Source organism: Sphingobium sp. MP9-4, assembly GCF_005281675.1.
In the GTDB taxonomy this organism is placed as follows: Bacteria; Pseudomonadota; Alphaproteobacteria; order Sphingomonadales; family Sphingomonadaceae; genus Sphingobium; species Sphingobium yanoikuyae.
Window position 1 is genome coordinate 1 of sequence record NZ_LUFI01000084.1, and the last position, 13,645, is coordinate 13,645.

Consider the following 13,645-nt stretch of genomic DNA (forward strand, 5'->3'; position numbering starts at 1 on the left):
TGAAGCCTCTTCGCGTTGCAACACGGAAATGATCTTCGCATAGGCACGAGCCAAATCCTCGTGTCTGGCTCTGATCGCAGGATTCTCCGCAAGCTCAGCATGCTTCAACTCGGCCAACCTCCGGCGGTTAAGATAGTCGAACCGACCCATGGCCATATTCATCGTGCTGACGGCGGATGGTGGCGGGCCACATGCGACCGGGAGCGTGTGACAGAACCTTCAATCAGCTTACCCTTCATTAAAACGCGAAGTGCATCGGCATCCCGTGGGTCAAGCAGAACGATCCGCACGCCGCCAGAGTCGAGCGCTTCGAGAACCGAAATCCTGAAGCCGTTTTTTTGGCAGACCAGCCGCACGGCGTCGGCTGATTCCATGATGTTCATGGCCCTGCTCATATCCGCTCCCCCCGCTGCTCGTTCAAAGCGAAAGGGGCTGAACCATCGGGACGCTGCGATCGATAGGGGTGCACATGCTCCCGAATGCGCTGCGCATAACCGTTGGCCAAACGCTGATGCGCATGGGAGGCAGCCCGGCAATGCGCGCTTTGGGCACGCAGCAACTCTTCCTGCTCGCGCTTGAGCAAATAATTTAGATCTTCCACGGATGGGCTCCCTCAGCTGGCAAGCGGGAGCACGTTGGTCTCTCTGTCACGGCGAATGCTTGCAGCAAATTTCGCGCAATAATTGTGTTTATCAAATAATATTCTCAAAGTCCATGATTTAATTTATAAATCACATGAAAAACCTTAAGAATTATTGGATCGACATAGCAACGATATTTTATAAAATATAATGCATGATATTTGAGATCAAATATGTAGAACGCTCTTAATTATTTTAAAAATAATCATATTATACCATATTCACTTTGATATCTATTTAACATCATAAGACGTTTTATAGATTTTCATAATTCACCGATCTTCAGATCGTCCCCATCATCCAATATGCTGCTCCTCCACTCTGTTCGAGAATTCGGCATAATTGGTTGGCAACCAAGAAATGCGCTCGCTCACCTGGCGCTGACAGCAAATGCAGCGCCCGCTCATGACCATGGATGGCCTGGCGGGCTGCCTTCCCCTGCCCATCCACGCCTGTTTTGACGCCGGCCCAATGGAACTGCCTTCATACCCATCGCCTTGACAGTGGAGATGACGGTGCTGGACTGCATCCCAAGCTTGTTGGCTTATGGTCGGGTTCCGCATATTCATCAGCGCGACCTTGCGCTGTTCGTGACCCAACCCTTGGCCATCGGGCAACGATGCGCGGATGCTTAAGCGCAAAAGCATCAATGATAAATCTGACAATATCTATCAGAGTTCTTCGAGAATTCGCTTTACCGCCTCAAGCCCCGAAGAGCTTTTTACCGCGATGTCTAGTGGTCGGCCGCCGAGGCCGGGCTCTTCGCCGTTCAGAAATGCGATGGCGGCCTGAGAGCCCAATCGGGCTATGGCAAGTTCAAGAATATGCCCTTGGCGCTCGATCTGATCCGAAGATAGATATGGACCGTCGAACCGTCTTCCAGCCCGCTTAATCAAGATGCTCATCCTTTTTTCGCATCTTGTCCAGCGCTTGTCTTTTGCGGTCGATCTGGACCAGCAAAGCGCGATCAGACATGATCTGCCATGCAGCTTTTGACCGCAGGCAGCGCTCTTTCACATTCGCCAGATTGGTTTCCTGCGCCTCTTTGTCACATTGTGCGACGCGGGCCAGGTAGAAGTCGATCGTGGCGGGCATGTCGATCTCCTGCGAGTTGGATGTCGTTGCGACGGACGTCAATCGATCATTTCAGCGACAGCCCTGCGCAATTCGCGCACGGGCAGAGTGCCCAAAGGGACGTTTTGGTAAAATGAACGCGGCGTTTTGCCAGTCGCGGGCGATAATTTGGCATGAGCCATATTCGAACGGATACTGAGATTCATGATATTCCTGAAACACGCATCTTGGCGTGTGATGTAATGAAAAAGTCTCGCTCAACGACGTCTTTCGCCGGCACATAAGGCAAAAGAAAAAAAGCCGGAGCATTAGGCCGCTGTCACTTGGCCGGGGGCAATTGCCCATATTTAGGGCAATTATGTGATACTTAACCGCTATCCGATGTTTAAGCAAAGACAAGACGGCAAGCCAGCGCGACGCAATGCCGCGCTGGCAGTGTAAAATAGAAACTCGACTTCGTAATTTACGCGGCTTCCAGGTTCACGGCCGACTGCTTGCCCCGTCGATCTGCTTCGACTTCGTAGCTCAGACGCTGATCCTTATGGAGCGTTATCATTCCCGCACGCTCTACGGCAGAAATATGGACAAAACTGTCCGGACCGCCGTCCTCGGGGGCGAGGAAGCCGTACCCCTTGTCAGAATTAAAGAATTTTACGGTGCCGATAGGCATGGGCGTTCCCTTCACGAAAACAGAGAATCCACCCGCGGAATTGCAGGTGAAGCTGATAGCGCAAGTAAGGAAACGACACCCAAATAGGATGCAAATTTCGTCGCAGGCGACGTTAAGCACTATTGAAAATATATTATATTTTGGAAATGTCAAACGAACAATTTAATATTGGTTGAAATAAGGAATTTCCGATATAAATTTCACTGCTATCGGGCAATAATGATTATTATAATTATCGCTACGGACGTTTCCAGTTATATTTCAGGCACTATGGATGTGTCTCCAAAATGGTTCTGAAGAAACCGCATTCCCCACTGAATCTGTTGCCGCTCTCATTCTTGAGCATGGCGAATATGGGACTTTATCGAAGATTTGCTGCAATTTCGCATGTCCGTTTGACGACACGGCAGAGCAGTCGACGAGCGTCGGAATGGGTGCATGGCAGCGAAGGGATAATCCCCTTGGGTTGCGAGGAGAATGCAGGTCTGCCGCTTTGATCGAGACCTCAGACAAATATGCAATCACTGGCCGCGAAGGGCCAGATAGGTATCAAAGTGGGGGCAATTTATCTTGTGCAACAAGATATGTCGCAACAGTCTCCTTCTTCCACAAAGTCAATTGTGGATGGTGACCGGGCGACTGGCCCGCATGTCCAGGCTGAAAGGCTAAAGGGGTCAGTGCGTGTGCCCAACGCACGCCCTCACTGCTCGGTCACTATTAGCGCATCCCCGTGGCATCGGGATAATTGTTCATAGATTATAATGTAATTATAAAATGGATGGTGAATTGTTTCCGTGAAATCTTTCGAATTGCGACATGGAGTCGCTGATTTGAAGGAGAATGACCATGGAACGTGATGCACATTCGCAGGATATCGTCGATTTGGGAGATGCAGTCGAACTCACCCGCGGCGTTCTGCTGATCGGCCAGGATGATGGCAACGGCACGCTGTACAAGGCTTCCGGCATTTCCGACGAAGACTGAAGGTCGAAAGGGCGCACCGCTCATCCAAAGCGGCGCGCCCTTTTGATTTGCGGAAGGAAATCGCAATGCGACAGATAGGACGAGATTTACATGCCTGCCTGATCGGACAGACGCCCGTAATTCTCAATATTGCGAGCGAGCGATATCAGCTTGTCCGCGGGCCAACCAGAGACCATCTGACCGCCCTCCTCGCAACAAAGCCAGGCCCTGAGAACATTGCGGCCCTAGTCCGAGCAGGACTGCTCGATCCGGCCATAATGGACGCAGAAGGCGCAGCGGCACCCGTAGCTCCGACATGCAGTCATCTGGATCTGATCAAGCTCAGACATGGTTGGCTCTTGGCACCAGTGGCGCTTGTTGCATTGTCCATTGCTGTGATTCAGGTCCGTCGCGACGCGCTGCGGACCATCTTGGATCGCGTCGAGGAGGGGGCAGTGAGGCCGCGGTTGAAACTGCCAATCTTCAGCGAAGCCATGGTCGCCGCTGCATTCTACCTCCTGCGGCAGTTTCTGCCGCTCGATAATCACTGTCTTGCGCGCAGCATCGCGATTTCGCGGATGTTGCGACGCTTCGGCCACCAAGCGACCCTGGTGATTGGCGTACAGTTGCCGATCGCGGCGCATTGTTGGGTTCAGTGCGAAGACAGGCTGATGGCCGACAGAGTCGATCGGATCACCGCTTTCGAACCTATCCTGGCGAGATGAGTGCGTCGCGCTATCTGGCTTATGTCCGCTGCGCGCCTGCCGGATCCCAAGGTGCAGCGACAGACCAGATGTCAAAGGTGCCGCTCGCGGTGCCTATCAACCTTTGGACGTCCGACCCTGTCGTGATGATCGGCACGCAGGGCGCGATAATCGGGCATCTGTTTACGAAGGCGCTACCCAGTCGGCGGGTCAAGGAGCTCAACGCGGCCGAAACCAATGCGGCCATCATAACCCATGGGCAAAGTCTGATACGCGATTATTGGGGCAGTTATGTCGCCATCTTCCAGATTGCTGGCGGCGACATCGTCATAATCCGCGATCCCTCCGGTGGTCTGCCGGCTTTTTGGAGAGAGATTGACGGGGGCATCGTCATTGCGCCTCAGGTGGGCACATCTCCCTTCGCGGCATCAGATGGAATATCTGTCGATCTGGACGCACTGCTTGTCCACATGTGGCATCCGTTCCACGCTGGCGAACAGACATGCCTCTGCGGCGTGCGGGAAATTGTGCCGGGCGGGCGGCTACACATCGGGCCATCAAAGCAGCGCTCGGACCTTCTCTGGCAACCTTGGGACTATATAGCCGGTCGTGCGCGCCTTGGCCCTGCCTCGATCGAACATCTGCGCGCCACCGTTCTCGACGCGATCAAAACTTGGGCTGGTGAGTTCGCCTCGATCTCGTCGGGCCTGTCGGGCGGACTGGATTCTTCGATCGTCTGCGCGGGGCTCGCCGGGGCGACATCTTCGCCTCGGGGCTTCCACATGCGTTGGACCGACCGCGAAGGTGATGAGACATACTATGCGCAGCTTGTTGCCCAAGCGCTCGACATGCCGCTCGACATCTATCCTTATGACCTGGATGCCATCGATGTTGAGCAGCCCATTGTCGCACATGCTGCGCGTCCGCTGATGACCCATTATGCCCAAAGCACTGCCAAGGCCCAGGCCATGGTTGCAGCACAACATAATATTGCAGCGTTCTTCACGGGCCATGGCGGGGATAATGTCTTTGGAATGACCCATTCGATTGTGCCGATCCTCGATCGCTATCGAGACGCAGCGGGCGCCAAGGCTGTTATCGCGTCGATCCAGGATGTTTCGAGATTGCACGACGCCTCCTATGCCACCATTCTGCTTCATATCTTGCGGCATCTCGCACGTGGTCCGCGCAAAGCAGCGCAAGGCACTCCTGGCTTTCTCAACATCGAGAGATTGAATGCGGCGAAGGAAAGGATCGCTATCCATCCTTGGCTGACACCGCCCGAGGGCCTCGCACCCGGCGCAGCCGCGCATATTCGCGCATTATCCCGAGCTGTAGGCTATGAAGGCTTTCATGACCGGCGCTTCCAGCCGCCGACAATAGCGCCGTTACTGGCCCAGTCGGTCATGGAGGTCTGCCTGGGCATACCCAGCTGGCAATGGGTGGAAGGCGGGATCGATCGCTCCATGGCGCGCCGCGCCTTTTCGTCCGATCTGCCGCCGGCCATTACCGCCCGCCGGACCAAAGGCGGGCCGGCGGGCTTTCTCGACCGGTATTATTGGGATAATGAGCGCAAGATATTGTCCTTCCTCAAGTCCGGCTTCCTCGCTGAGCATGACCTCATATGCGCTGTGCCCCCGCCGGATGCACCGTCAGGCAGACCGGCCTATGACCGAGCGGATGCCCGCCGCCTGCTCGGTCTTGCCGGGGTGGAAAGCTGGGCTCGCCAGTGGGCCGGCTAGCTCGGCGATCATCGATCGCCTGACTTGGGCCGCGCAAGCCGCATGGCCTCCCATCGCGCGCGTCGCGCGCCATCCGGTCCAGCTGAGGGTGGAAGATCCCGTAGCCAATAATCAAACCACTCCAGATTCTCCGCCATGGCGCCCAGCTGATTTGAGGGCAGATGGAAAAAATGCGTCTCGTCCGACGCCCAGCTCTCTCCGGGATAAAGTGATATTTCCGAGGGGATCTGCGCAGCGCGCAATGCCTGATGGAAATCGATCGCGGACTCATGTGGTTCGGCGATCTGCTGCAGCACGGGCGCCTGAGCGAAGCGCGCTCGATAGGAAGGGGCCAAAGCGGCATAATTTGGCTGGGCAACAGGATCGCCAGGAGCCCCGCCATAGATAGCCCGGTAGACACATTGGTGCGTGCGATAGCTGGTTGGTTCGAGGAACCCCCCATCGCCGCTGGATGCAGCTGAAAACAGATCAGCCTGGGTGACGGCGACATTCGCGATCTGGGAGCCGTAACTATACCCTGCAATGCCGACATGCCTGGGATCGATCAGGCCTTCTGTATCAAGCGCATGCAATATTACACGGAAGCTCTCAATCTGATTGAGCCAACCCAGGCGCTGTATTTCCGCAGGCGGCGTTGCCCCGCCGCACATGTTGCGATCTGCCGAAGCCTTTTCCAGCTCGTCGCTTTGCGAGACGTCGGGCTCATTGGCCAGTATGACCATATATCCGCGTTCAGCGAAGAGCTGAATCGGATAATCCCATTGTATATCCTTCGACCCGAACCGTTCATCGGCGTCGGAACCATGCGTGACAAGCACAGCGGGGTAGCGCTGCCCGGATTTATACGCTCGAGGATAAATGATCAGGCTTCGCGCGCGAAAACCATAGGCGTTTGTCAGGATGCGGGTTTCCACGCGAAGCGGCGTAATCGCATCATGTCGCGGCGACAGGGGCTGAAGCGCTTCGATCCTGCCCGTGCCGACGGTGACCCGTACGAAGGATGCCGCTCGCGTCACCCCCTCGCGCACGCACACGCCTTCGGACAGTCTGGGCGCGAAGCTGCAATGGGTCAGGCTTTCAGGAACCTCGATCCGCGCCACTCTGCCAGCAGTATCTAGGCGGATCAGGCCATAGCGGCCCGCGCTCGTGAAGCGGACTGCTATGAGTGCCACACTCCCGTCTGGAGATCGCCAATGTCCGGGGGATCGAGGGTCCGACAATGTGGCATCAAGCACCCCATAGTCGATCAAGCGGCCATCGATTGTTCGCTCTCTCAAGCGACGCTGCTGGTTGACGCGCTCGATCGCGACCGTTCCGTCATGAGGTCCCGCGATGCGATCGGCGAACAGCGCGGGCCCTTCGTCAAGAGGGCGGCTTTTGCGATCCTCGAACCGCCAGCGGTAACGCTGGATATGGGGCACATTGAGATTGTCTGCCTGAAGTGCGTAGTCGAGCGCATCATCGTGCCAGATCGGCATGCCGCCCATATAACGCCCAACCCGATCAGGGCCGAAAACGTCGGCGATCCAGAGCGGCGGACCACCATCCTCCTTCAGGAAGAAATGTGCCGTGACCCTCGGGCCTCGTCGCCGATAGATGGTCAGCCGCGTGACGTCTTCATCATGCCGGATTTCTCCCTTTTCGTCCTCCGCGCGCAGCAGTGAGTAGAAGAGCCGACGCCCGTCGGGTGACCAGTCATAATAGGCAAGGCCAAAGCGTACTGGCCCGGTGAAGCCATAGCCGAATTGTGCACCATCGGCTGACCCGACCAGGACTGGCTCGGGATTGACGACAAGGGCTTGCATGGCGCCGTTGTTGCCGAACTGATAGAGCTGAACGCCTTGTCCCTGATCGATCAATAGGCTCCAGGCCATTTTGCCGGGAACGGCCTGGAGCCTTTCCATCCAGATGGAACGGGCAAGGATCCTGTCTCCATCCGGCTGGAAGTTGGTCACATGGAGTTCGAACTCCGTGCGGTTCTCCTTTCGGTTTGCGACCCGAAGGATGTAGGCAAGCGTTCGTCCGTCATCGGCCAGCGCGGTGCCGGCCACTGCAGGGATCGCCAATATGTCGTCCATGGTCCAGAAGTGGCCTTGAGCCGCGACCGCACGGCCCACCATCGGCTGTGCCGCCGCGAGTGTCAGCAAGATGGCCAGGCATGTTCCCACGCGCATCAGCATCACCACGACCGGCGAATCTGGATGGAGAGAAAGCGTCCAATCGGGGAGTAATTGGTCGTATCGAAGGGCGTGTCATAACCAGAGCCTGTGACGATCAACGGGGGCTTGGCGTTGAAGACATTCTGCATATTGGCGCCCAATTCGAATCCGCCTCCCATCTTGGCGATGGCGGAAAGATCGAGGGTCGCGAGCGCGCGCAGGCGGTAAGCTGGCAGCCTCCGGTTATCGAGGATGCTTGAACTCAGATTGGTGAATGCAGAGAGGGTGAGCCGCGGTGTGACATAGCTGGCACCAACCCGGCCCTTGAGCTTGGGCGGGTTGAATATGGTGCCGGAAAGATCGACCGTCGGCAGGCCGTCGAACAATTGCCTGCTGCTATCGATCCAATTGCCATCGAAGCTGAGATCGAGCGCCTCGCGATCCGGGTCTCCGATCAGGTAACGCATGGAAAGGCTGATGCCTTTGTAGATCTCGCGTGCCATGTTTCGGTCGCGGCCATCCAGAATTGCGACGACCCGGCTGGGATCATAAGTGCCGGTCGTGCCATTCTGCAGACCGATCGCTGCACCGCTGATCAGCGACTGTTGCAAGGAGGTGGACGGGTCGAGCGTGACGAGGCTGTTATAGATCGGATTGTTGAGTACGCCGATCGCAGACGTCAGTGGCGTTGCAACACGATCGGTGTAATCAAAATGGAAAAAGCTGATGCTGCCGGTGAATTCGGGATGTTCGACTGGACGGAATTCCGCCGAGAAGGTCCAGCTTTCCGATTTCTCGGGTTTCAGGTCGGCGTTCGCGCCCCCCAAGATTATCATGGTCGAGTCGGCTGGAAAGCCCGTGGCATATCTGGCGGTCTGATATAGGACGGCGGAGTAGCTTCCATATCGCTGATACAGGGTCGGGAGGCGGAATGAGCGGCCCCAACTACCCTTTATCGCCAGGCCATCAAATGGCTCATAGACGATCCCCAATTTCGGAAGCGCGACGGAATCCGTGCCTGAGTTCGCCTCGTAGCGGAATGCTCCCGTCAGCTGAAGCGCACGCCCCAGCCGGGAATTCTGTGCTGGCGAAAGGATCGGGACCAGCAGTTCGGCGAAACCAAATCCGTTTTCACTGTGCTGCTTGAAGGCGTTGCTCGTGACGCCCAATGTGGTGGTGGTCAGTTCGATGCCGGTACGGCGATAGCCGCCGCCCAATGCAACGCGAACCTCGCCGGCCGGTAGGCTGAAAAGCGGGCCGTCGCCGTTCAATTCGATCGACTGAGCATCATTGTCATATTGCCGATAACTTGCCCCATAAACCGAGCCTCCCGCGAAGATGTCCGAATGAGTCTGGGATTTGTCGGCGCCGAACGACGACAGGAGATGCAGATTCCAGGATGCGCCAAGGCTGGCCGTAAGCGACGGGGCGACAAGCCACGACCGGGTGTCTGCCCGGACCGCCGCGCCGCTGACGGTGTGCGGCTGTCCCTCAAGGAAGCCGGCGATCACATCTTGCCTTCCGTCCTTGTACATCAGGTCGACATTGGCCTTCAGCTGACTGCCAATGTCCTGGAAGAGGCTTATCAGCGCGCTATCGCGCCCGAGCCTGGGGTAAAGCGATGAATCCGTCGCCATGCTTTTGGCGTAGGAACGGCTCGATGCTGGAATGTCGGAGTTGGACGAATGGTCCAGAACGGCGAGAATTCCGCCTCCGGCCCACTTGGCGCCACCCGTCAGATTATATTGCTGCTGGAAATTGCCGCCATCGGTCGAACCCCCGACTCTCGCCAGCGCGCTAACGCCTTCATAGTCGCGCTTCAGAATGACATTGACGACGCCGGCTACGGCATCGGCGCCGTAAATCGCCGAAGCGCCGTCCGTGATGATTTCGACACGATCCACTGCGGTTGCGGGAATGGCGCTGATGTCGACGGCAGAATTAAGACCGGTGTAGCTGAGGCGGTTGCCATTCAACAGCGTCAAAGTGGCATTTGGACCCAAGCCAAGCAGGTTGGGGGACGAAGATCCGTTGACGTTGACGTCGCTGTTGCCCTGGCTGGTGCCGACACCGGGATTCTGCCCTCCGCCAAAATTCACCGGCGAACTTCGGATGACCTCACCGAGGTCCGCTTGTCCGCCGCGGCGCATGTCTTCGGCCGTTATGACGCGAACGGGGGCCGACGGCGGCGCCCCGGTAATCCGGCTGCCGGTGACGGTGATGATGTCCCTCGAATTTTCATCGCTGATCGACTTCGAGCGGATGATCACGGCTCCATCCACGATCTTAGCTTCGAGGTCGGTGGTTTTGAGGAGCCGACCAATAGCTTCACTCGGGGTCAGATTGCCTTTGAGCGGGGCAGCGGCAATGCCCTCGATATCGCTGGCAGACATGTAAATTTCCCAGCCAGCGCTCGAGGCAACGGCGCGCAGAGATTGGTCGAGCGTCTGCGCAGCCAAGTCGATGACGATAGCCGGATCGTCCTTGGCCCATGTTGCTGGGATTGAAATAACCCCTGCCGCGCCAGCCATGAGCAATGCAATCGTTTGAACCTTCGTGACGGACATTGTTCCCCCCAATGCGTTTGCCGACCCGCCACATCGGCGCGTCTGGGGGGGATTGACGCTGCAAATGGTACGACCTTAGTCGTCGATCAAAATATTTTATCTCTTGCGCAGGTGAATGGCGCCTTGGCGGTGCACTGCAGCAAGTCCGAAAAGAGAGGCGATCCTCTCGGCAAAGCGGTCGCTATCCGTAATATGGAACCGTCCCGAAACCAGCAGATTGCCCAGGGGTGGCTCATCGAGCTCGATCGGCTGCCTTGCATATCGATTGGCATCCGCAATCACCTCCGACAGGGGCGCGGAATGATATTCGGTCCAGCCATTAGGCCAGTCACGCCGATCGGTGTCGTCCTGTCCGACCGCAATTGGTGTGAAGTCGCTTGCAAGATAGCCATAGCTTTGCCCGGCCTGCATCTTTGGGGCTACCCTCTCCAACACCGCGGGGCGCAGCAATCTTCGTAATTCGACCTCACCCGACAGCACGGCAACCTCGATTTGACCATCGGCCGCCATATCCACATCAAAGCTTGCGGCATTGGCCATAAGTTCGCCTGAACCAGCCTCGACGATGAAGGGGCGAGGGTCTGCGCTCACGGCTATACGAGCCTTCCCTTCGAGGAGCCGGATTCGACGTTCTCTGCTCGTCATTGCAACTTCGATCTGGCTGGCGGCGTCGAGCGTGAGATCGGAACCGTCGGCGAGCGCCACGGTGCGGATCTGATGCCGCGGCGCACGCATGCGCGCCGGCGCAGCTTCCTCGTTGATAGCGGTCCGCAGATGCTGGTTCGACGTGAAGGTCGCGTCTAGAGCTATTGCCAGCGCAAGTGCTGCTGCAATTCCCAGGCCGAGGAAAAATGTGCGGGAATGTAACGGCTTCTTTTTGCCATGGCGGACAGATGACTTCAGTATCTCTGAAGCCTCAAAATGATATCGAGCCCGCTCATAGGCCCGTCGATGATCGGCAGACTGATCCAGCCATGCGTCGAGATCCGAGGTATCCGCCCCCGGTTCACGAGCGCGCAGATTCAGGAACCAGGCGATAGCTTGTTCTTCGATGGCATCGCGGTCGACGCCATCGTCGCCATCCAGGTCGCTCATCGCGCCGCGTCCACGTGGCGGCTGATATGCGCGAGCGCCTTCACCATGTGATATTCCACCGTCGCGACGCTGATTTCCAATCGCTCATGGATTTGGCGATAGCTCATTTCATCCACCCGGTGCATCAGGAATACACGGCGGGTCTTTTCGGGAAGCGTATCGACGGCATTCTCGTAGAGGCGTAGTAGATCGGACGCCTCCAAATTGAGGCATTGCTCTGGCTGCGCGACGACATCTCGCTGCTCGTCGAGCGGAAAGATGACGACATTATCACGTCCTATCTTTCGGGCTCGATCGATCAGCAAATTGCGGGCGATTCGTCTGACGAACGCGGCAGGATTTATGAGTCGTCCCGCCTGCTCGCTGCTTGCGGCGCGCACGAAGACTTCTTGGACAAGATCAGGTGCTGCATCCCATCCGGCGCGTTTGCCCAGATAACGCAGAAGCCCGGCTCGCTCGGTCTGGAAAGTTTGCGCAAGGCTTTCGGCCGGCGGAGAAACGGCGTCGGATGCCGGCGTCCCATCGGCGGGACTATTGTGGCATCCAGAGGATACGGACCTAGGCGGACGATGGCACGGGAAAGGGAATTGAGAGGGCACAAGTCAAATCCAGGCGACAGCAACTGCCATCGGGCAGCCGCCCGACTGTTTGCTTTCCCCTGCGCTATGCCGCGGTTCGACATGCCACTGTCATCTCTAGGCGGCCGCCCGTCCTTCGTGGACCGACGTAAATTATGCTTGGCAGGTATGCTTGCGAGGCACTCTTCGGATTTCCTCACGTCACGATGATGGCGGCATGTAATCGATTGCGCAAGGCAGCCGGTGCGATCAGGAAGCTGGTAAACTGTGATGGAAAAAGCACAGCGGAACCTAGCCCCAAACATGCTTACCATGCGCTTACTTTGCGATTTTCGAAGGAAAAATAAGCGGTTTGGATCGGCCCCGGCGGGCCAGAATTCTTTGATTTTATTGAAGAATTCTGGAGCGGGCGAAGGGATTCGAACCCTCGACCCCAACCTTGGCAAGGTTGTGCTCTACCCCTGAGCTACGCCCGCTCTTGGCGGCCGGGAGAGTGTGTCCCTCTCGGCGGGTGGCGGCGAACTAGCAGTGGTTTCCAAAGTCGGCAAGGGTTGAATTGCAGAAAAATGAAAAACTTTTTGAAAAAGGAAAAAATCCCCCGTTTTCCGGGGGTTTTGGCAGTGTGATTAAATTGGCGGGTGGCGCCGGGGCGAGCGCGGCTGCGGATCGGCCCATGGCGAATCGTCGAATCATGCCGCCTTTGGCCATGGTGTGCATGTATCTGCGCGATATTGGTGATGGCAGCGCTGCCGGTGGTCGCGGCTTGACAGTGGCGGGCGCGACTTCCTAGTCCCCGATGCAAAATCGGACCAAGGGGACGCGCTTCATGAAAATCCTGCCGCTGCCGTTGATGCTGTGCGCGCTGCCCGGCGTCGCCGCTGCCCAGGCGCCCGATGTGACGGCGGATGAGGCCGCGTCGATCGTGGTGACCGGCACGGGGCTGAGCCTGCCGCCGGGGACGCCGGCCTATGGGTCGGTGGTAATCGACCGGGATCGGCTTGAGGATGCGGCGTCGGGGCGGATCGAAAGCGTGCTGGCCGATGTCGCGGGCTTCCAGCAGTTCCGCCGCTCCGACAGCCGCGCCTCCAATCCCTCGAACCAGGGCGCCACGCTGCGCGCGCTGGGTGGCAATGCGTCGAGCCGGACCCTGGTGCTGCTCGATGGCGTGCCGGTGGCTGATCCCTTCTTCGGCTATATCCCCTTCTCGGCTTTGGTGCCCGACCGGCTGGCACTGGTGCGGGTGACGCGCGGCGGGGGCAGTGGCGCGTTCGGCGCGGGCGCGGTCGCCGGCACGATCGAACTGGCCAGCGCCACCCGCGACCAGATGCCGCACTTCGGCGCCAGCGCCTTCTACGGCAGCAGGGATGCGACCGAGCTGTCGGCCAGCATCGCGCCGGATCTGGGCAGCGGTTACGTGTCGCTGTCCGGCCGCTGGGATCGGGGCGACGGTTT

At 57.8% G+C, this 13,645-nt stretch carries 14 protein-coding genes and 1 tRNA gene; 5 read left to right on the forward strand and 10 right to left on the reverse strand.

Translation table 11 applies throughout. The features are described 5' to 3' along the window. Positions 1-158: 158 nt before the first annotated feature. The 5 genes from A0U87_RS23620 to A0U87_RS23640 all read right to left on the reverse strand — a co-directional run bounded on the left by A0U87_RS23620 (position 159) and on the right by A0U87_RS23640 (position 2,385). The gene (locus A0U87_RS23620) at positions 159-383 is read right to left on the reverse strand and encodes a hypothetical protein (protein ID WP_234831964.1); all 225 of its coding nucleotides are present in this window, start codon (positions 381-383) and stop codon (positions 159-161) included. An 8-nt stretch (positions 384-391) separates the two neighbouring features. Beyond that, positions 392-601, reverse strand: a complete 210-nt coding sequence (locus A0U87_RS23625; protein WP_080572788.1) for a hypothetical protein — start codon at positions 599-601, stop codon at positions 392-394. 711 nt (positions 602-1,312) lie between these two features. Continuing rightward, positions 1,313-1,546: a hypothetical protein gene (locus A0U87_RS23630; protein ID WP_080604487.1), complete on the reverse strand. Its 234-nt coding sequence runs from the start codon at positions 1,544-1,546 to the stop codon at positions 1,313-1,315. Continuing rightward, positions 1,530-1,736 carry a hypothetical protein gene (locus A0U87_RS23635; protein ID WP_004209707.1) on the reverse strand — a complete coding sequence of 69 codons (207 nt, stop codon included), beginning with the start codon at positions 1,734-1,736 and terminating at the stop codon, positions 1,530-1,532. The genes A0U87_RS23630 and A0U87_RS23635 overlap by 17 nt, the downstream gene beginning before the upstream one ends. A gap of 442 nt (positions 1,737-2,178) precedes the next feature. Further along, entirely contained in the window at positions 2,179-2,385 is a 207-nt protein-coding gene (locus A0U87_RS23640; protein ID WP_004209708.1) for a cold shock domain-containing protein, read from the reverse strand. Positions 2,386-3,231: 846 nt separating this feature from the next. Between A0U87_RS23640 and A0U87_RS23645 the strand changes: the two genes are divergently transcribed. From A0U87_RS23645 to A0U87_RS23655, 3 genes are all read left to right on the forward strand, one after another. Further along, on the forward strand, positions 3,232-3,369 hold the full coding sequence (locus A0U87_RS23645) for a benenodin family lasso peptide (protein ID WP_004209709.1): 138 nt from the start codon (positions 3,232-3,234) through the stop codon (positions 3,367-3,369). 65 nt (positions 3,370-3,434) lie between these two features. Continuing rightward, positions 3,435-4,073: a lasso peptide biosynthesis B2 protein gene (locus tag A0U87_RS23650; protein WP_048938916.1), complete on the forward strand. Its 639-nt coding sequence runs from the start codon at positions 3,435-3,437 to the stop codon at positions 4,071-4,073. 68 nt (positions 4,074-4,141) lie between these two features. Next, a complete protein-coding gene (locus A0U87_RS23655; RefSeq protein ID WP_234415662.1) occupies positions 4,142-5,794 on the forward strand; it encodes an asparagine synthetase B family protein in 1,653 nt (550 codons plus the stop codon). An 8-nt stretch (positions 5,795-5,802) separates the two neighbouring features. Here the strand turns inward: A0U87_RS23655 and A0U87_RS23660 are convergent, their stop codons facing one another. The 5 genes from A0U87_RS23660 to A0U87_RS23680 form a co-directional block, all read right to left on the reverse strand. Further along, positions 5,803-7,974: a prolyl oligopeptidase family serine peptidase gene (locus A0U87_RS23660; RefSeq protein ID WP_048938918.1), complete on the reverse strand. Its 2,172-nt coding sequence runs from the start codon at positions 7,972-7,974 to the stop codon at positions 5,803-5,805. Next, positions 7,974-10,520 (reverse strand): TonB-dependent receptor, encoded by a 2,547-nt coding sequence (locus A0U87_RS23665; protein WP_240700626.1) that lies wholly within the window; start codon positions 10,518-10,520, stop codon positions 7,974-7,976. Before A0U87_RS23665 ends, A0U87_RS23660 begins: the two co-directional genes overlap by 1 nt. A gap of 96 nt (positions 10,521-10,616) precedes the next feature. Further along, complete coding sequence (locus A0U87_RS23670; RefSeq protein WP_048938919.1) at positions 10,617-11,615, reverse strand: FecR domain-containing protein; 999 nt, start codon at positions 11,613-11,615, stop codon at positions 10,617-10,619. After that, positions 11,612-12,214 carry a sigma-70 family RNA polymerase sigma factor gene (locus A0U87_RS23675; protein WP_234415660.1) on the reverse strand — a complete coding sequence of 201 codons (603 nt, stop codon included), beginning with the start codon at positions 12,212-12,214 and terminating at the stop codon, positions 11,612-11,614. Before A0U87_RS23675 ends, A0U87_RS23670 begins: the two co-directional genes overlap by 4 nt. A gap of 380 nt (positions 12,215-12,594) precedes the next feature. Then, positions 12,595-12,669 (reverse strand) — tRNA-Gly (locus tag A0U87_RS23680). 80 nt (positions 12,670-12,749) lie between these two features. Here A0U87_RS23680 and A0U87_RS23685 point away from each other — a divergent pair. Together A0U87_RS23685 and A0U87_RS23690 are read left to right on the forward strand one after the other, a co-directional pair. Beyond that, positions 12,750-12,983: a hypothetical protein gene (locus A0U87_RS23685; protein WP_137406055.1), complete on the forward strand. Its 234-nt coding sequence runs from the start codon at positions 12,750-12,752 to the stop codon at positions 12,981-12,983. A gap of 36 nt (positions 12,984-13,019) precedes the next feature. Continuing rightward, the coding region (locus tag A0U87_RS23690) for a TonB-dependent receptor plug domain-containing protein (RefSeq protein ID WP_170978463.1) at positions 13,020-13,645 on the forward strand (626 nt) is incomplete at its 3' end.